This is a genomic window from Halonotius aquaticus, from assembly GCF_003605575.1.
Taxonomy (GTDB): domain Archaea; phylum Halobacteriota; class Halobacteria; order Halobacteriales; family Haloferacaceae; genus Halonotius; species Halonotius aquaticus.
Window position 1 is genome coordinate 81,543 of sequence record NZ_QKNY01000009.1, and the last position, 17,665, is coordinate 99,207.

Genomic DNA, 17,665 nt, shown 5'->3' on the forward strand with positions numbered 1-17,665 from the left:
CGATTCTTAACAGTTTGCAACCACCGATCAAAACAGATCGTCTCGCGGCTAAGCAGGCGGCCGGCGGCTACCCCAGTCGGTCGAGGAGGGCCGATCCCTCAACGTAGACAAGGTCGTTGCGCGCCGCGTAGGCGGCCGCATCAGCCGGTGACAACGCGGTGCCGGTGTCGTCGTCGAGCATCTCACAGACAACGGCTGCCGGCGGCTGGTCGGCCGCCTCGGCGAGGGCGATCCCCAACTCGGTGTGGCCGGCCCGGTCGGCCAAGAGATTCGGGGCCGCCCGCAGCAGGTGGACGTGACCGGGGCTGCGGAACTCAGTGGCGAAAGTCTCGCCGTCGTAGTCGGCTGTCGCCGCAGCTGCGCCGAGTTCACTGATCGTCGTTGCCCGGTCTCGGTCGGTGATCCCCGTTTCCGTCGTCCGGTGGTTGACCGTAATCGAGAACGACGAGCGGTCGTCGTAGCTCAGTTCGTGGTTCTCAGTCGCCGGATGAGTCAGTGCATCTTGGAGGAAGGGCAGGTCGAATCGCTCGGCAACGCTGTCGCCGAGAGCGACACAGACGAGCCCGCCGGCGTCGTTGCGGAGTCGCCGAACCGCTGCGGGATCGACCGCGGTCGCTGGATAGACGATATCGGTTTCGCCCTCACGATCAGCAAAATCGTGGATCAATACCGGCTGGCCCGCACGGAAAGCGTCGATCGCGGCGTCGACACTGTTGGCTGCCTCCCCGTTTTCCATGGGCACACTGCGTGAGGCGTCGGCGTCAACCCCAGGCGCGTCGCTGTCGGCGTCAGCAGTCGGCGGGCTCATTTGAGCTCCGCCTCCGCGACGTGGATGGCCAGCATCTCGCCGTCATCGAGATCGAGTTCGTCTCTGAGCTTGATGGGCGCGATCAGTTCGAGGTTTTCCTCGTCGTGGTGGGTGCGATCGGGCACGATGATGTGAGCGGGCTCGAAGGCTCGGCCATCACGTTCGACCGTCGCCGGATAGCAGGTCGCCGCGCCGTAGGTGCGGTCGTCGTCCTCCCAGCTATCGATCGGCACCGACGCCTGCCCCGGGAGGTCGGCCCGGGCGTGAATGCTTGCGGTATCAAGCTCGACGTTGAGCGTGCCCGGAAACGGCGTGTAGCCGAGGCGGGAGTCGAACTGGCGTTCATACCCCGGCAGCGAGATGTAGTGTTTGCCCTCGCCCATGCCCGTCGTTACGGTGCCGGTCAGCGTCAACTCCGTCGGCGACTCGAACAGTTGGCGGTAGTCGGCGTACTCCGAGCGAAGGGCCTGCTCGCCGCCGTCGGTGACCGAAACCAGTTGGCCGTCGGCGACGCGCTCGCGGTCGAGATAGCCGCCGGCCTCAAGCGCCTGCAGCCGACGGGAAGCGGTCTGTGTCGAGGCATCGAGGCGGTCGCCGAGGCCGCTACAGGAGACGGTCACCGTGCCCGTGAGGCCACCGTCAAGGGCGACATGCTTCAACGCGAGCAGTTCGTCGTGGGTGAGGCTGCCCGCTGCCGATTCTGACATAGCTAGGGGAAGGTGATCGAGTGTGATAAGCATATCGCACATGGAACGCATCTCAAAATTGTTATAGATTGTCCGTCGAAATCGGCTTCGTTACCGTCGTTTAGGGAGCCTGCGTTGAAGACCCCTCTGATCGCGGGTGTCGCTTCGGAAGGCCCTTTAGCACCGACCGGAAACCCGACGGCATGTTCAGAGCCTTTCGCGCGGAGGTCGCCGACGCCCTGACGGCGGGCTTGGAGTCACTTGAGTTGCCGACCGGCGACCTTGGGATCGAGGAGCCGCCCGAAGATCTTGACGCGACGCTGGCCTCAAGTGTCGCCTTCCGACTGGCCGGCGAGTTGGAGACCGCACCGCCACAAGCCGCCGCCGAACTGGCTGCCGCCATCGACTCGGCTGACTACGAGTACATCGGTGCGGTGACCACGAAAGGCCCATACATCAACTTTCGGACGACCGACCGATACCGACAGGAGACGGTTGAGGCCGCACAAGCCGACGACTACGGCCACCTCCCAGAACGGGACGAATCAGTCGTCGTCGAACACACGAGCGCGAATCCGACCGGCCCGGTACATGTCGGCCGCGCCCGGAACCCGATCCTCGGCGACGCAGTCGCCAACACCCTCGATATGGCGGGCTACGACGTGGAACGCCACTACTACGTCAACGACGCCGGCCGCCAGATGGCCGTCTTCACCTGGGCCTACGAGAAGTTTGACGAAAGCGACCTCGACAGCGAGCCGGCCCGCGACCGCGCGGAGTATGATCTGGTGCGGTACTACCGCAAAGGAAACTCGTTCCTCGAAGACGCCGACGAGGCCACGACCGAGGCCGCCGAGGATGAGATCGCCGCGATCATGCAGGGACTGGAAGCCGGCGACGAGGACACCTACGAGCGCGTCGGCGAGGTCGTCGACACCGTCCTCGGTGGAATGAAAGACTGTCTCGCCCGCCTGCCCGCCGAGTTCGATGAGTTCGTCAAGGAGACGCGATTCATGCGAGACGGCTCGACCGACGATGTCGCCGCCCGGCTCAAAGACAGCGAGTACGCCGTCTACGACGAGGAGGCCTGGCAGCTCGAATTGGATGCGTTCGGCATCGACAAAAACCTCGTCTTCCTGCGCTCCGACGAAACGAGCCTCTATACAACCCGTGATCTCGCCCACCACGAGTGGAAGTTCGCCAACTTCGACCGCGCGGTGACCGTCCTCGGCGAGGATCACAAACTCCAGGCCAGCCAGCTCCAGGCGACGCTGGACATCCTCGGCAACGATCCCGACCGGCTCGACGACGTGATCTACTCGTACGTCAATCTCCCGGAGGGGAAGATGAGCACCCGCCGGGGAACCGGCGTCATGCTCGATGATCTGTTGGACGAGGCGATCGACCGCGCCCGCGAGGAGGTCGAGGATCGCCTCGGCGACCGCATCCGCGACGACGACCTCGACGAGGAGGATATCGAACGCATCGCCCACCAGGTCGGAATCGGCGCGGTGCGCTACGATATCGTCTCGAAACAGCCGACAAAGGGGATCACGTTCAAATGGGATGAGGCACTCGACTTTGAGGCCCAGTCGGCTCCCTACGTCCAGTACGTCCACGCCCGCTGTTGTGGGATTCTCGACGAAGCCGACGGCGAGCCAACCGCCGAGGACATCGACAGCACGGCGTTGTCGACACCGGAGGAAGCCGCGTTGATCGATGCGATCGCCCGGTTTCCGGCAGTCATCGAAGACGCGGCCGACGAATGCAAACCCCACCGCGTGGCGACCTACACCCGCGAGGTTGCCGACGCGTTCAACGCCTTCTATCGGTCGTGTCCGGTGTTGTCAGCCGACACAGCAGCGACCCGTCGCTCGCGGCTCGCGCTTGTCGCCGCCGCACAGCACGCTGTCGCCAACGCGTTGGCCGTCCTCGGCGTCGAGGCCCCCGACTCGATGTAGCTAGGCGACCGGCAGTAGGAAGAAGATGCTCCCGCCGACAAAGTTGATCGCGCCGATGGCACCGCCAAGCGACAGTAAGAGGAAGAACACGATCCACCACAGCGGAACACTCCCATCGTTGTCTGCCATACGCCGGTGTGGCCACGCCGTGAGTAAGAACGTATCGCTCTAGCCGAAAAACAGCCGCCGGAAGAAGCCCTTTGTCTCATCGTCATCGTCGTCCGATTGTTCATCGGCGGCTGGCTCATCGGTGCCACCACCGAGTTCGGTCGTCATCGTCGAGGGCTCGTCGGGGGTCGGCGACGATCCACCTTCGGCGTCGGGGATCAGCGGCTCATCGCTCTCACTATCGTCGCTATCGGCTGGCTCGTCGGACACCGCAGCCGTCGACTCACTGCCGGCCGACTCGGCCGGTTCGTCGTCGACCTCGTCGCCGACATCCTCGTCGCGGAACGGGATGGCTTCCTCTGCCGGGGCGGCTGCGTCACCTGTTTCGGGATCAGGCGTCGGCTCGGCGTCGTCAGCGAAGTCGTCGTCAGCCGATGGATCAGGCGTGATCCCCTCGGCTACGTCGGCAACCGGCGAGGACGCGTCGGGCTCGCCCTCAGTGATCGTCTCGGTTGTCGGCTCCGGTGTCACCCCATCGTCGGTATCGGCGTCGGCCGCTGCCGGTTCTGTGTCATCACCCTTATCGTCCGTATCAGCCGCGTCGACCGATGGCTGGTTAGTCTCGGGGTCGTCGACGTCTTCTGGGGCTGTCGTCGACTCGTCGTCGGCATCCGACATGGCCGCCGCCTCGTCGGCCAACTGCTCGTCAACATCAATTCCGGTGCCGGTGGCCGCTTCTGCCCACTTCGATTCAGCTTCGGGCACCTGTCGCTCGTCGCTATCGGCGTCGGTGTCGGCTTGATCGGCTGCTGACGCAGCCAGTTCTGGATCGGTGTCGACTTCGGCAGTTGCGTCAGTTGATGTGTCAGCGGTCGCTGCTGTGTCGGCTGGCTCAGTGTCGGCTGCATCTGTGTCGGCTGGCTCAGTGTCGGCTGCATCAGTGTCGGCTGGCTCAGCGTCGGCTGCGTCAGTATCGACTGTCTCGGCGTCGACCGCGTCGGCGTCCGCTGGCGAATCAGGGGCTGTCGCCGCGGGCTCGGATTCGGGCGGAGCCTCGGGTTCGATGCCGGTGAGTTCGGCGACGAGTTCGCGGTAGGCCGCGGCGGCGGGGCTGTTGGGGGCGTACGTCGACAGCGGTTCGCCGACCGCCAAGGAATCGCGGACTGCCTCGTCTTCCGGAATCGACGCCAGCACCGTCGCCGCGAGGGTTCCGGTCGCAAGCTCAGAAACCGGCGTCGATGCGTCGGTGCGGGTCATGACCGCGCCGGCGACGGTGCCGCCGAGCTGTTCGGTGAGCTGGCGGGTCTTTTCGGTGTCGCGGAGCGCGTCGCGCTCGGGCGTCGACACCAACAGGACTTCATCGGCAAGCGACAGCGGAAGGCTCGTCTCGTGGCTGACGCCCGCACCGACATCGATCAGGACGTAATCGGCCTGTGAGTGGGTGCGGAGCACCGAGGGAAGATTTTCGGGCTCAGCCGAGGCGTACGAGGAGAGGGCGGTGTCACCGGGGACGACGTAGACGCCGCCAGGGCCTTCGTAGGTCGCTTCAGAGGTCTTGGCGGTGCCACTGAGGACATCGTGGAGCGTTGTCGGTGGAGACTCGATCCCGAGGGCCGCTCCGAGATTTGCCATGCCGATGTCGCCGTCGATCACTACGACATCAGCTCCGGTCTCGGCGAGGATCGCTCCAAGGTTCGCCGTTGTCGTCGTCTTGCCAACGCCCCCTTTCGCGCTGGCGACCGCGAAGACCCGTGCCATACAGTCGTTGTACCACGACGCGACTATAAAAGGTGTCCCTCAGTGCAACGTGGTGCACATCACAATCGGCTGTTCAGTTCGAAAAACGTCCTGACGGAGCGACTGCTGAGCGAAGCGAAGCCGTCCGAAGGAATGAACGTCCTGACGGAGATTTGAACTCACTCGCTCACTCCGTTCGCTCGCTGCTCAAATCTCCGCGTACTCCGTTTTCGCCGACACGGACGCCTCGCTGCGCTCGGCGTTATTGTGTCGGCGAAAAACGTCCTGACGGAGATTTGAACTCCGGTCCCTGGCTCCGCAAGCCAAGAGGATAGTCCACTACCCTATCAGGACTCACCTCTTCGTACCCGTGGTTTACTTAAGACGGTTACGGTACGGCGGCCACCCACCTGAGGTTTTTATCTGATACCGACACACCCCCGCCATGCGCACCCAAAACACGGCGACTGGCGGCCGATCGAGGTCAACGTCGACCGCCCACGAACCGAGCCAAGGACAACGCTTAACCGGGAACTACCCCTGCCACTGTGTATACCTATGGGTGTCATAGCGGACGAATACGAGGCCCTCGACACCGACGTGTCGCTCGAAGAGTTCCGGGAAGCCGTCGAGGACAAGGTCGAACAGATGGGTGGGCTGGCCGACGAGGAGACAGCCGCGAAACTGATCGCCCACGAGCTGAAAGACGAGGAGGTCAACGGCATCGCCGATATCGAACCCGGCATGGACGAGGTGAAATTCCTCGGCAAGGTCGTCTCGATCGGCGAGCTCCGAACGTTCGAACGCGACGAGGAAGACGCAGAGGATGGCCGGGTCGTCAACCTCGAAGTCGCCGACGAGACAGGCCGGATCCGGATCTCGATGTGGGACAAGCTGGCGGTCTCAGCAGTTGGCGACCCAGAAGCCGACACACACGGCGAGATCGAGGTCGGCGACGTGTTGCGGATCGCCGGCCGGCCGAAAGAGGGGTACAACGGCGTTGAGGTCAGCGTCAACAAGGCCGAACCCGACGATGACGCCGAACTCGACGTGGAAACCCAGGAGATGTATCGCGTCGAAGATCTCTCGATGGGAGTGTCGGATGTCAACCTCAAGGGAACTATTCTCGATGTGGGCACGGTTCGAACCTTCGACCGCGATGACGGCTCCGAGGGGCAAGTATCAAATCTGTCGGTTGGCGACCCCACAGGCCGGGTTCGCGTGACGCTGTGGGACGAGCAGGCACCCCTTGTCTCTGAGTTCACCGACGGCCAATCGGTCGAAATCGTCGACGGCTACGTCAAAGAACGGGACGGCAGCCTCGAACTCCATGTCGGCTCCCGCGGCGCGGTCGAGACGATCGATGAGGAGATCGAATACGTTCCTGAGACGACCGACATCGAGAGCGTCGAGATCGGCCAGACGGTCGACATCGCCGGCGGCGTCATCGAAGCCGACTCGAAACGTACCTTCGACCGCGACGATGGCTCTGAGGGCCAGGTTCGCAACATCCGCCTCCGCGATGAGACTGACGACATGCGGGTCGCGCTGTGGGGCGAGAAGGCCGACAAAGACATCGAGTTGGCCGACCACGTGCTTGTGACCGACGCAGAGATCCAGGAGGGCTGGCAGGACGACCTCGAAGCCTCCGCCGGCTGGCAGTCAACGGTGACCGTTCTTGACAGCGAGGCCGACGCCGGCGACACGGCCGAAACAACAGGCTCGGCTACCGACTCAAGCGCAAGTGCGGAAACCGGACTTTCGGCGTTCGAGGACGCCGACGGTGACGAGACCAGCGAGGACTCAACGGCTGCCGATGATGCCGCCGCTGAGGCCGCGGCTGCGACGGCAGGAACCGACACAACGACCGGCGGCGAAGCCAGCGGGGCCGCGGCGACCACACAGGTCAGCGAGACCGTCGAGTTCACCGGCACCGTCGTCCAAGCCGGCAGTCCAATCATCCTCGACAACGGCACCGAAACCCGACAGATCGAGGCCGACACCGACCTCCGACTCGGCGAAGAGGTGACCGTCCGCGGCACCGAAACCGACGGCACGATCGACGCCGACGACGTCTTCTAAAATCGGTCGGCAGCGGGCGCAGACTGTCATCAACGGGATGAAGCCGACAGCCGCGACCGTCGGCAACAGCGAGGACAACGGAAAGCATTATACGACCCACAACCGGGTATGTGGGTATGAGTGTCGAGTTGCCGTTCGCCCCGGTTGATGCGATTATTCGGCGCAACGCTGGCTCACTCCGGGTGAGCGCCGACGCCGCCGAGGCGTTGGCCACACGTGTCCAACAACACGGGGCAACCCTGGCGGTGGGAGCCGCCGAGGCGGCAACCGCCGACGGCCGGAAAACGCTGATGGCGACCGATTTCGGCGTCGAAACGGTCGTCGATCGTGAGAGCCTCGAACTCCCGATCGCCCCCGTCGATCGGATCGCCAGACTGGAAATCGACGACAGCTACCGGGTGTCGATGGACGCCCGGATCGCCCTGGCAGATATTCTTGAGGATTACGCCGACAACGTTGCCGCCGCCGCTGTCACCCTCGCCCACCACGCCGACCGACGCACCGTACAGGCCGACGACATCGAGACCTACTTTTCGCTCTTCGAATAATGCAGTTCGGCTACAGCGAGGTGTGTCTGGAGCACGATACGGGCGAACGACACCCCGAGACGGCTGATCGACTCCGGGCGATCCGGCGAGCCCTCCAACACAAACACCACGTCGACTATCAGGATGGCCCAGCAGCAACCCGCGAGCAGATACAGGCTGTCCACCGCGGTACCTACCTCAACGAACTCAAGCGATTCTGCGAGGACGACGGCGGCAGTTGGGATCGCGACACCGTCGCCTCCGAGGGCACCTGGGATGCCGCCCGCAAGAGTGCCGGCCTCGCGCTGTGGGCCGCCCGGCAGGCCCTCGATGGGGCCGATGGCCGCCAAACCCCGTTTTCGCTCGGGCGACCGCCGGGCCATCACGCGGTCAGCCACAAAGCGATGGGGTTCTGTTTCTTCAACAACGCCGCCGTCGCCGCCCAGACGCTGCTCGATGAGGGCGAGGTTGATCGGGTCGCCATCTTCGATTGGGATGTCCACCACGGCAACGGCACACAGGATATCTTCTATGACCGCGAGGACGTGTTCTATGGCTCGATCCACGAGGAAGGGATCTACCCGGGTTCCGGCGATGTTGACGAAACCGGCACCGGTGACGGCGAGCAGGCAACCCTGAATGCGCCGCTGCCGGCTGGGGCTGGCGATGCCGATTTCCTCCACGTCGTCGATGCGGCGCTTGGGCCTGCACTCGCCGACTTTGATCCGGATCTCGTCATCGTCAGCGCGGGGTTTGACGCCCACGAACACGATCCGATCTCCCGACACCGTGTGACGACAGAGGGGTACGCGCTGTTGACCGATCGGTTGCGGTCGATCGCCGACGCCAGCGACGCCGCCCTCGCGTTCGTCTTAGAGGGTGGCTACGGGCTAGATACGCTCTCGGAGGGCGTTGCGATGGTACACGAAACCTTCGACGGCCGGGAGCCGATCGCCTGCGAGGACGACCCGGAGACAGCAACGGTCGAGATCACCGACGATATTCGGAGCCGGCTCGATATCGAGTAGCGCTGCTGTCGGGTGGTATTTGTATCGCTAGCTGTCGTTGTTAGGGCGTTGGCTGGAAATACGCCGCCAACTCGGTCCCGAACGCATCGGCCAGCGTCGCCACCGCCTCATCCCACAGGAGTTCGTAGCCGTCCGCAAGCGCCGTCTCGATCTGTGCGCCGAGGGCGACCTCGAAGATGGCGTCGCTGTCGAGGTATGCGCGGGCGTCAGTCACCGCGCGTGGACGTTCGACCACGTAGCGATCGCCGTCGAGAAACGGCCCATACACCGTGTCGTCATCGACATAGCTCTCGAAGAAGCCCACAGCGTGATCGCGGACGGCCACCGGCGGCCCCTCGTGGCGTTCGATCGCCGGCCGCGTCGTGTCGGCGAGTTCGACAAGCAGGACACTCCGATCGGTATCGGCGATGGTCGTCGATCGGACGACGCCGAAGTCGTGGCGTTCGAGGCCGTCAACAATCCCAGCCAGTGATTTGCGGAGTTGGGGATACAGTTGATCCTCGACGATAGCCGGTGTTTCGAAGACGATGGCGGCGGCGGTCGTCTCGCGGTTGGCGAGATGCGTCCGGACGCTCTCGCGGTCGAGCGGCGATGGTTCTGAAGGGGTGAATATTGCGTCGCGAGGGTCGGCAAGCAAGTCGCGGGCATAATGCTGGAGCCGAGCGAGATTCGTCGCCGAGAGCACGGCCGCGACGTTGCGCTCGGGATCGGTTGGATCGATAACGGTGAGCGGGTCGTCGAAGGATTCGGTGCCGTGCTCCTCGGGGTCGAGCGTGAGCGGTGGCTGCCAGTCGGCGGCCGCCCGGAGCAGAGCGTCGACACCGTCGTATTCGAGAACGAGCAGTTCGGCCAGATAGCCCGAAAAGCCCTCTGTGCGGAGGTCACTGCCGTAGGCACCGATCCCTTTCAGGAAGCATTTGAACAGGCGAACATCGCGGGCGAGGGCGTCGTCGAGGTGAGATTCGATATATTGGGTGTGAAACGGGGTACGATCGACCGCCGATCGGATCTCGGTCGCGCGCTCGACAGCATAGCAGGGGACGAGATCGACAGCGAATCCCTCGTGGGTGCCGGTGACGTAGGGGTGTTCGGCGTACTCCTCGTGGCCCTCGGGGAGTACCTCGTGGCCGATGGCAAGCCCGAGGCGTTCTAACGCGGCGCGGTCGTAGTCGGTTGGAAATCGAACGAACAGGTCGATATCGCGGTCGCCAGCGAGCCAGGTACCGCGGGCCGTCGAGCCGACCTGGAGTACGTCGCCGTCGATGTCGCGATCGGCGAGGGCGGCCCCGGCGCGGTCGGTCAGCGTCGCTGCTGCGTCGGCCAGCCGCTCTCGTTCGTCGCGTTCAGGGGTGACGCGGTCGGCGACAGTATCGAGGACGCTGTCGAGGCTCGGCATACGCGCCGTTTCAGTACCAGCCGTCGAAAGGATGTCGCTTCCGTCGGGGGAAAAACGAAAGCCCTATTAAAACGATCCGACTACCCTGTGACGCGTCGGGCCGTCGTAGCTCAGATGGTAGAGCACCTCGCTGTTAACGAGGTGGTCCCAGGTTCGAGCCCTGGCGACGGCGTGCTTTCTGCCCCGACAACTACGCGAGGAGCGTTGGCTCCGAGTACGCACTGTGGGGGGCTGTAGTCGCTCAGAAAGGGCTCGTGCAGACAAGTCGCAGCACCCGAGCGAAGCGAGGGTGACCGTCTTGGCGAGTTCGAGCCCTGGCGACGGCGTGCTTTCTGCCCCGACAACTACGCGAGGAGCGTTGGCTCTGAATATTCACTCTCATGGCGAGTTCGAGCATCACCGCTCGTGTTCGAAAACTCGATACTCTCATATGGGGGCAGTCGGTATCACTCGGGTAGGGCCCTTAGCTTAGTCTGGTAAGAGCGCCGAGCTCATAACTCGGTGGTCATTGGTTCAAATCCGATAGGGCCCATTTCTCAGACGCCAACAACGGATGATAAAGAGCCGCCGGCAGCCATCCTGCTACGGCGGGACGACGCCCGACCGCAGAGTGGCATCAGGGGCACCGACGGATGGTGTCTCGGTTCTCAGTGCTGAACATCGCAAGCCTGTGTCCGTAGGCCACTTTCACAGGCTGTATCCGACACAAACGGGATGAGAGCATTAAACCTGTGTATCAAATTATCAGCGTTGAAAACACCCACGGCGAATAAAGGCTAGAGAGGCGACTATGCAATCCCCCGCGACCCCCGTAGAAACTCCCCCGACGAAACGAAAGTCAGGGGTCGCCATCTGGCATCGGGATCAGGCGTTCCATGTTCAACACTGATAACCGAGACACCAGATAGGCACTAACAACTTGATTCTCATATGTATTAAATTCAACGGTCACCACAACGGGAAACCGGCAGGCGAGGGCGACATAGTGTCCCCGGACACACGACAAGCAGATTTCTCGCGGCCAGCAGGCGAGCAGAAATCAACTCGGGAGCCAGCCCACAGCGCGAGCGTTCGACCTGTCGGGTTGTGATGGTCACACAACCCCGAATGGTGGCCACGATTCGGCGCGCGGTGGCCGTTATTGATTGGTCGCAAGCGTGTGTCCACAGGCACACTTCCCGATACAGTAGGTTGTCTCCGCTGTCGACGCCGCAATCCCGAGGCGTGCGAGGGCGACCGCCATCGTCGACGCCGAGTCGGTTGCGGGTCGAACTGTCGCGGCGGTCGCCCCGTAGGGGCTCGGGCCGACATCGATCCGCTCGACGATTTCGCCCGCCGCGTGGTCGATGACCGCGACCTCGTCGTTTGTTTGTACCGGGATGTAGAGGCTCGTCTTTGATGGATCCCAGGTGCCGACAAACGCCGAGCCGCCAAGATCGAGGCGGTCGGTGACGGTGCCCGCCGCGAGGTCGATGATGCTCACGTCGTTGCTCCCGGGCGTGAACACGTAGCCCGTCTCGCTGTCGGGGCCGATCTCGCTGGTGAGCGCGCCGCTCCCGAGGCCGTCGTCGGTCGTCAGCCGAACCCGCTCGCTCGGATTGGCGGGATCGGTCACGTCCCAGATACTCTCGGTGCCGCTGTCGCCCTCGTTGTGTTCGACCAGCATCGTCTCGCCATCAGGGGCGATTGTCGCCATCCACGGTGCGGCCGCGTCGGCGACGACCGGCTCAACATCGATCTGTGTCTCGATTTCGAAGGGGTCAACGCTGAGAACCGTCAGCGTGTCGCCAAAGAGATCTGGCACGTAGGCGTACTCGCCGTCTGGGTGGATCGTCACGTCACACGGGCCGGGGCCGTCGGCGTCGCCGCGGCCGCCCTCGTCAGTTCGATCGAGTTCGCCCGTCACCTCGCCGAAGGTTTCGGCGTCGCGGTCGGCGTCGATCCGGTAGTTCGTGTGGCTCGGCTCCCGCGCGCTGACAACGACGTGGCTGCCATCGGGCGTTTGCTCCTGCCAGTTCGCCCCGGAACCGGTGTCGACACGAGAAACTTCCTCCAGCGTCCCAGCGGTGAGTGCGCGCACTCCCTGTTCGACGTTGAGCCACAGCGCGTCCTCGGACTCGTCGGTCAGATCAGGGGTGTACTGGTTTGACGGAAACGACGAGGAAAGCCCGACCGCCCGGGAGCCGACGACCTCGTTGCTCGCGGGATCAATCAGGCTCACCGTCCCGTCGCCGGTGTTAAACACGAAGATGGTCGGCTTCCCTGTCGACGCCGCGTCCTCGTCGTCGCCGGCCTCGCTGCCGCCATCGCCGGCACAGCCCGCGGCAGCGACCGCGCTCGCGGTGGCTCCGCTGGCCAACAGATGCCGGCGGGACAGCCCCTCGCGGCCGTCGCCGTCGCCGTCGGTGCCGCGGTTCGGATAGAGTCGATCGGGTGGCGACTGTGTCACAGTTACAGTCTCACACTGGAGTGCCGAAGTGGTACCGGTGGTGGCAGCATCCGCGACGATCACCCTGATCGCAACGGTCGTCGCGCCGTGGGTGGCCGTCGTCGGGCTTGTTTCGAATAATACACCAGAGAAATTAACGGCATATCGCTCAAACGGCTGTCTATGGCACGATCCGGTCTCACGGATAGACGGACAGTGCTTCGAACAGCCGCAACCGGCGCGATCCTCGGAGTTGCAGGGTGTATGGGACAAACTGACCCCGAAGCCGACGGCAACACGACCGACGGCGAGGCGGCTGACGACGAGACAGCCACACAACCGGCAGCGATCCCGGCGGATGCAAACTGTGAGGTCTGTAACATGGTCGCCGCCGACTATCCGGCGTGGAACGCACAACTCACCCACGACACCGGCGACAACGCGTATTTCTGCTCGTCGGGCTGTCTGGCAGCCTACATCGCCGAGCCATCGCGGTTCGGTGGGCCAAAGGCTTCGATCGACACGGCGTGGGTGACCGAATACGAGACGGAATCGTTCCTTCAGGCGAGCGAGGCGTTCTTTGTGCGGGTGGCGAATCCCGACCACGTTGATGACGTGATGATGAAGAATCCGACGCCGTTTGCGACTCGTGAGGATGCTGTCGCGTTTACGGAGTCGTTTGATGCCTACGGCGAAGACGACATCCTCCGATTCAGCGACTTCGACATGGAGCTGGCGACGTTCTACCGTGGCAAATTCTTCAAGGACGACGAGTCGATGAACAGCTCTGAGGGGAACGAGAGTGCTGAGAATACAACCAGCACAGCGTAGTTATCAACCAGTACAGCGTAGTTATACGCCAGTCGAGTACCGCAGGATGCCAGCGATCCCACCGAAGGCGTTGTAGAGCTGTTCACCCTTCTCGAAGTCACTGGAGATGAATTTGACCTCAGTGCCACGCTGTTGGGCGATTTCGATAAGGTGATCGATGGCGTCTTCGCGCTCAACGACGTCTGCCGTCGCGCCGTCGTCGCACTCGTGTGTTGGTGTCTCATGCCGGCGGTCGACGAGCTCGTACTCCTCGGTGCCGTCACAATCGTAGACGACCACGTCCTGTCGCAGATCTTCGGAGATGAGCAGCCGATCGACCGACCCCATCACGAGGTTTCGGCGGGTCGGCTCGAAGCCGTAGGTCGCCTCGTCGCCGTCGTGGAGGTTCTCGAAGAACTCCTCCATCTGTTTTTTATCCTTGACGACCTCCTGGTCGGCCAGCACGTCGCTGGCGGCGTCAACCAGGTCGTGGAGGCCGGACTCGTCGGTGTAGGCAACATCGAATTTACCTAAGACCATATCCTGGAGTTCGTGGTGGAGATAGTCGCCGTCGACGAACTCATCTTTCGTCGGCGAGGGGCCACCGATGAGGATGCCGTCGAGTTCGTGGCGTTTCGGCACCATCATCTCGTCGGCCATCTCGGCGATCTCCTGATAGAAGTTGTCGATCGCTTCCAGCCGCAGGCGGGCGAATCGCTGGGCGGACTGCCCACCCTTTCGCTGCTTGCCGGGCACCAGCGAGGAGGCGGATTTGACCGGCTCGACGCGTTTGCCCTTCAACCAGCCGACGTTGGCCTCCCGGCGGTCGAGGACAATCAGACCGAAGAGGCCCTTGTCGAGCAGCATGTTTTCCAGCGGCTCGGTCAGGAAATCAGAATCGCAGTGATACCGGAACGACTGGATCGGTTCGGACGGCGACTCCAGTACACGAGTGACCATCTCGGTTTGGCCGCCGCCGGAATCGACCGCCCCAGAGAAGATGACAATCCCGTTTTCGGGTGGGTAAGTGTCGTAGTACCGCAGACGGTCTTTGATCGAGGTAAGCGCGTCTTGGACGTTCGTCCGCGTCTGTTTGGACTTGATATTCGAGGCCTCGGAGTGTTCCTGGATGACGTGTTCGACGACCGAAGAGATCTGCTTGTCGTCGGGAATGTAGATCGTGACGAGCTGGGTGCCGGAGCCTTCGAACTCCTGGAGTTCTTCGATAACCTTCTTAAACTCGTATTTCTGCCGGTCGTCACCGGCTTGCTCGTCGGCGTCCGTGCTCATTGTGGCTACATCGCCCGGCGGCGGGTAAGTATGCTTTGGCTCCGTGTTTTACGCCGCCCGAGGATTACGCAAGGAGATTAGTGACGCTGCTGTCGTCGAGTTTCTCGATCGTCTCGTCGAACTCGGCTTCCAACTCCGCCATGCGGTCTTCAAGCTCAGCAAACTCCTCGTTGCCCTCAAGCTCAGAGCGGGAGTACGCCTCCCGCAGGACATCGTAGGTCTCGGCGGCCGCGTTGTACTCGGCGACAAGCTCCTCGTATCGCTGCTTGAGAAACACCTGCTCGACGGCATCCAGCAATTCATCCTTCGAGACGGATTTCGTGAGATAGCCATCGAACGGGAGATCGATGATGTCCGTGTCGGGATCAATCGCCGACACGAGGATAACCTGAAACTCAAGCTCCCAGTCGTCGATCCGCTTGATCACGTCGTCGCCGGCCATCCCCGGCATCCGCCGATCCAACAACACCAGATCGACATCCGGGCCGAGTTTCGTCAGTGCTTCGCCGCCGCTGGTTGCGGTCTTTGTCTCGTAGTGATCATCCAGCCGGAGGGCGTACGACTCCGCGAGATCGGCCTCGTCGTCGACGATAAGGATCGTCTTCGCAGCCTCAGTCATACCTGAACACCCACGCAACACCCAAAAAATCTTGTTACTTTTCGCATCGGCGGCTGGACGGCAAGGGTTTGTATCGCCCGTCACAAACGCCTGCATGGACGACGCCCTCCGAGCCGGTCTCGCCCTCTACACCGCCGGCGACTACCACGCCGCCCACGAGCCATGGGAGGCGGTGTGGCTGGAGTTGCCTGCCGGCGACGACAAACAGCTTCTCCAGGGGCTGATCCAGTTCACCGCGGCCGTCTATCACGCTCGCCAGCGCAACTGGGACGGTGCGGTCGGCCTCGCCGAACGGGCCCAGTCGTATCTCACCGCGGTGCCAACCCCTTACCGTGGTATCGACGTCGACAGTGTGGTGGCGGCACTCCGAGTACTCGAAGCCGACCCCGAGCGGGTCGAACGCGAGGCGATTCCGCCACTGCACTACCGAGGCCGAGAGCTGACCGCGGCCGACCTCGAAATTAAGGGGATCACGACTGCCGCCAGCGTCGTTGCCACGGAGTACGAGGGCTACGACTCGGAAGTCGTCGAGACCGCTATCGACTACGCACGCGAGGAGGCCACCGGCTCAGAGGCGCAGTTTATTCGGCTGCTGACCTCATTTGTCGACGACCGCGACCACCGCGGCATTGTCTACAACCGGCTTCGACAGAACGTTGAGCGACGGCAGGCCAAGCGAGACGATGTTGCCGGGCTGTTTGACTGATCGGTCGCAAGCAAGAGAGCAATCATAGAGACTCTTGATCGGCCTCCGGAAGTCGATGCGGGCCAGCCCAGATTCTGCGGCGTCAGTGTCGACACAGCGAGCAGCCGGTCAGATGCGCAGTTCGATCGGCGAAACAGCGCGAAAATCGGCGAAAATGGGGGCAAGAGCACGCAGCTAACAGCAATTCGCGTCGACTGTCGACCCGGATTAAGTGTAGATCTGGCCATGGACAACACGCAATGAACCGAACAACACTCCTCGCAGTCGGCGCGGGGCTGCTAGTGCTTGTCGCCGGACTCCCGGCGGCCGCAGCTGCCGCCCCCGCGGACGCACCGATCGACGCTCAAACGCCCGACGATCGATCTGTCGGCCCCAGCGACGGGCTGCCGGGACCGGTGCCGGATTTCGTGAGCGACATCCATAGCACGATCACCAGCTTCCTCAACGGCGATATCGACTCACTCGGCGAGTCGCTGCGTGGGCTGCTCTCAGATCGCGGCCCCGCTGACGCCGGCAACAGCACAGACGCGTAAACAAAGACGTATCCCTCCAACAGAACCATACATAATGATGCCATCTTCACGCGAGCACCTTGATCGACGAACATATCTCAAAACAACTGGCCTTGCGACCGCCGGCATGGTTGGCCTTGCCGGCTGTACAGGCGACAGCGACAGCGGGAGCGACGGCGGCGACAGCGACGGAACCACCTACGGGACACTATCGACAGCCGTGACCGACCAGCCGAGCGCGATCGATGACTTCGAATCGCTCACAGTCACCATCGACGGGATCTGGATCACACCCGCTGGGAGCGACGAGGAAGACGCCGACGACAGCGACGAGGCGACAAACGAGACAGACACCAACGAGACCGAAACAAACGACACAGACACCAACGAAACCGAAACAAACGAGACCGACGACGACGCCGAAGAGATGGAGGAAGCGGATGACGACGGCGAAGACAACGACTCTGGCCGACGGTACATCGAGTTCGAGGAGCCCCAAGAGGCCGACCTTGTGCAGCTACAGGGCAGCAGCACGAAACTCATCGACGAGACGGAAGTCGAGACCGGCGACTACGCGTTTCTCCAGATCAATGTCGCTGGCACCGAGGGCGTCCTGACCGACGGCTCCGAAGCCGAGGTCACCACCCCCGGGAACGCACCGCTAAAGTTCAACACAAGCTTCGAGATCCGCCCCGAGGAGACAACCCGATTTATCGCCGACTTCGCGCCGAACAAACGAGGGCGCAATGGCTACATCATCCGGCCGGTCGCGACGTCGACAACGGTGCTCTACGGTGACGAAGAGTACGACGGTGGCGACGGCGACACCACCGATGATGGCGGCAACACCACCGACGAGGAAACGATGGACGGCAATCAAACAGCCGACGGCGGCAGTCAAAACGAGACGACGACGAACCAGACCGCGTAAGCGGCGCTGTCAGTCCAGAACGTCCAGTTCCCAGAC

At 63.0% G+C, this 17,665-nt stretch carries 16 protein-coding genes and 3 tRNA genes; 10 read left to right on the forward strand and 9 right to left on the reverse strand.

Annotation, left to right across the window (positions count from 1 at the left end; genetic code table 11):
• Positions 1-67: 67 nt before the first annotated feature.
• On the reverse strand, positions 68-808 hold the full coding sequence (gene ribB / locus DM826_RS06675; protein WP_120102623.1) for a 3,4-dihydroxy-2-butanone-4-phosphate synthase: 741 nt from the start codon (positions 806-808) through the stop codon (positions 68-70).
• Positions 805-1,515, reverse strand: coding sequence for a DUF120 domain-containing protein (locus DM826_RS06680; RefSeq protein ID WP_120102624.1), 711 nt, complete (start codon positions 1,513-1,515; stop codon positions 805-807). The genes ribB and DM826_RS06680 overlap by 4 nt, the downstream gene beginning before the upstream one ends.
• 182 nt (positions 1,516-1,697) lie before the next feature.
• Between DM826_RS06680 and argS the strand changes: the two genes are divergently transcribed.
• Complete coding sequence (argS, locus tag DM826_RS06685) at positions 1,698-3,455, forward strand: arginine--tRNA ligase (protein ID WP_120102625.1); 1,758 nt, start codon at positions 1,698-1,700, stop codon at positions 3,453-3,455.
• Here the strand turns inward: argS and DM826_RS13280 are convergent, their stop codons facing one another.
• From DM826_RS13280 to DM826_RS06695, 3 genes are all read right to left on the reverse strand, one after another.
• A complete protein-coding gene (locus DM826_RS13280; RefSeq protein ID WP_267899966.1) occupies positions 3,456-3,584 on the reverse strand; it encodes a hypothetical protein in 129 nt (42 codons plus the stop codon). It abuts the gene before it with no gap.
• Positions 3,585-3,623: 39 nt separating this feature from the next.
• Complete coding sequence (minD, locus tag DM826_RS06690) at positions 3,624-5,321, reverse strand: cell division ATPase MinD (RefSeq protein WP_120102626.1); 1,698 nt, start codon at positions 5,319-5,321, stop codon at positions 3,624-3,626.
• A gap of 260 nt (positions 5,322-5,581) precedes the next feature.
• Positions 5,582-5,654, reverse strand: a tRNA-Arg gene (locus DM826_RS06695).
• 204 nt (positions 5,655-5,858) lie between these two features.
• Here DM826_RS06695 and DM826_RS06700 point away from each other — a divergent pair.
• The 3 genes from DM826_RS06700 (at position 5,859) to DM826_RS06710 (ending at position 8,937) form a co-directional block, all read left to right on the forward strand.
• Positions 5,859-7,382 (forward strand): single-stranded DNA binding protein, encoded by a 1,524-nt coding sequence (locus tag DM826_RS06700; protein WP_120102627.1) that lies wholly within the window; start codon positions 5,859-5,861, stop codon positions 7,380-7,382.
• 116 nt (positions 7,383-7,498) lie between these two features.
• Complete coding sequence (locus DM826_RS06705; protein WP_120102628.1) at positions 7,499-7,930, forward strand: histone; 432 nt, start codon at positions 7,499-7,501, stop codon at positions 7,928-7,930.
• Entirely contained in the window at positions 7,930-8,937 is a 1,008-nt protein-coding gene (locus tag DM826_RS06710; protein ID WP_120102629.1) for a histone deacetylase family protein, read from the forward strand. The genes DM826_RS06705 and DM826_RS06710 overlap by 1 nt, the downstream gene beginning before the upstream one ends.
• A gap of 40 nt (positions 8,938-8,977) precedes the next feature.
• Here the strand turns inward: DM826_RS06710 and cca are convergent, their stop codons facing one another.
• Entirely contained in the window at positions 8,978-10,333 is a 1,356-nt protein-coding gene (gene cca, locus DM826_RS06715) for a CCA tRNA nucleotidyltransferase (RefSeq protein ID WP_120102630.1), read from the reverse strand.
• Positions 10,334-10,432: 99 nt separating this feature from the next.
• Between cca and DM826_RS06720 the strand changes: the two genes are divergently transcribed.
• Positions 10,433-10,505, forward strand: a tRNA-Asn gene (locus DM826_RS06720).
• Between the two features lie 285 nt (positions 10,506-10,790).
• Positions 10,791-10,865 (forward strand) — tRNA-Ile (locus DM826_RS06725).
• Positions 10,866-11,471: 606 nt separating this feature from the next.
• On the opposite strand, the gene DM826_RS06730 is transcribed toward DM826_RS06725, so the two are convergent.
• The gene (locus tag DM826_RS06730) at positions 11,472-12,782 is read right to left on the reverse strand and encodes a YncE family protein (RefSeq protein WP_233735686.1); all 1,311 of its coding nucleotides are present in this window, start codon (positions 12,780-12,782) and stop codon (positions 11,472-11,474) included.
• Between the two features lie 243 nt (positions 12,783-13,025).
• Between DM826_RS06730 and DM826_RS06735 the strand changes: the two genes are divergently transcribed.
• The gene (locus DM826_RS06735) at positions 13,026-13,592 is read left to right on the forward strand and encodes a nitrous oxide reductase accessory protein NosL (protein ID WP_205738808.1); all 567 of its coding nucleotides are present in this window, start codon (positions 13,026-13,028) and stop codon (positions 13,590-13,592) included.
• A gap of 21 nt (positions 13,593-13,613) precedes the next feature.
• On the opposite strand, the gene prf1 is transcribed toward DM826_RS06735, so the two are convergent.
• Together prf1 and DM826_RS06745 are read right to left on the reverse strand one after the other, a co-directional pair.
• Positions 13,614-14,861: a peptide chain release factor aRF-1 gene (prf1, locus tag DM826_RS06740; protein WP_120102632.1), complete on the reverse strand. Its 1,248-nt coding sequence runs from the start codon at positions 14,859-14,861 to the stop codon at positions 13,614-13,616.
• Between the two features lie 64 nt (positions 14,862-14,925).
• Positions 14,926-15,480 carry a response regulator gene (locus DM826_RS06745; protein ID WP_165853265.1) on the reverse strand — a complete coding sequence of 185 codons (555 nt, stop codon included), beginning with the start codon at positions 15,478-15,480 and terminating at the stop codon, positions 14,926-14,928.
• 94 nt (positions 15,481-15,574) lie between these two features.
• On the opposite strand from DM826_RS06745, the gene DM826_RS06750 reads away from it, so the two are divergent.
• From DM826_RS06750 to DM826_RS06760, 3 genes are all read left to right on the forward strand, one after another.
• Positions 15,575-16,186 (forward strand): DUF309 domain-containing protein, encoded by a 612-nt coding sequence (locus tag DM826_RS06750; RefSeq protein WP_120102634.1) that lies wholly within the window; start codon positions 15,575-15,577, stop codon positions 16,184-16,186.
• 239 nt (positions 16,187-16,425) lie between these two features.
• On the forward strand, positions 16,426-16,719 hold the full coding sequence (locus tag DM826_RS06755) for a hypothetical protein (protein WP_120102635.1): 294 nt from the start codon (positions 16,426-16,428) through the stop codon (positions 16,717-16,719).
• 37 nt (positions 16,720-16,756) lie between these two features.
• The gene (locus DM826_RS06760; RefSeq protein ID WP_120102636.1) at positions 16,757-17,629 is read left to right on the forward strand and encodes a DUF4382 domain-containing protein; all 873 of its coding nucleotides are present in this window, start codon (positions 16,757-16,759) and stop codon (positions 17,627-17,629) included.
• Positions 17,630-17,665: the final 36 nt, after the last annotated feature.

Coding starts and splice junctions, on each gene's coding strand:
- ribB (WP_120102623.1), bottom strand. CDS start 808: ATGAGCCCGCCGACTGCTGACGCCGACAGCGACGCGCCTGGGGTTGAC.
- DM826_RS06680 (WP_120102624.1), bottom strand. CDS start 1,515: ATGTCAGAATCGGCAGCGGGCAGCCTCACCCACGACGAACTGCTCGCG.
- argS (WP_120102625.1), top strand. CDS start 1,698: ATGTTCAGAGCCTTTCGCGCGGAGGTCGCCGACGCCCTGACGGCGGGC.
- DM826_RS13280 (WP_267899966.1), bottom strand. CDS start 3,584: ATGGCAGACAACGATGGGAGTGTTCCGCTGTGGTGGATCGTGTTCTTC.
- minD (WP_120102626.1), bottom strand. CDS start 5,321: ATGGCACGGGTCTTCGCGGTCGCCAGCGCGAAAGGGGGCGTTGGCAAG.
- DM826_RS06700 (WP_120102627.1), top strand. CDS start 5,859: ATGGGTGTCATAGCGGACGAATACGAGGCCCTCGACACCGACGTGTCG.
- DM826_RS06705 (WP_120102628.1), top strand. CDS start 7,499: ATGAGTGTCGAGTTGCCGTTCGCCCCGGTTGATGCGATTATTCGGCGC.
- DM826_RS06710 (WP_120102629.1), top strand. CDS start 7,930: ATGCAGTTCGGCTACAGCGAGGTGTGTCTGGAGCACGATACGGGCGAA.
- cca (WP_120102630.1), bottom strand. CDS start 10,333: ATGCCGAGCCTCGACAGCGTCCTCGATACTGTCGCCGACCGCGTCACC.
- DM826_RS06735 (WP_205738808.1), top strand. CDS start 13,026: ATGGGACAAACTGACCCCGAAGCCGACGGCAACACGACCGACGGCGAG.
- prf1 (WP_120102632.1), bottom strand. CDS start 14,861: ATGAGCACGGACGCCGACGAGCAAGCCGGTGACGACCGGCAGAAATAC.
- DM826_RS06745 (WP_165853265.1), bottom strand. CDS start 15,480: ATGACTGAGGCTGCGAAGACGATCCTTATCGTCGACGACGAGGCCGAT.
- DM826_RS06750 (WP_120102634.1), top strand. CDS start 15,575: ATGGACGACGCCCTCCGAGCCGGTCTCGCCCTCTACACCGCCGGCGAC.
- DM826_RS06755 (WP_120102635.1), top strand. CDS start 16,426: ATGAACCGAACAACACTCCTCGCAGTCGGCGCGGGGCTGCTAGTGCTT.
- DM826_RS06760 (WP_120102636.1), top strand. CDS start 16,757: ATGCCATCTTCACGCGAGCACCTTGATCGACGAACATATCTCAAAACA.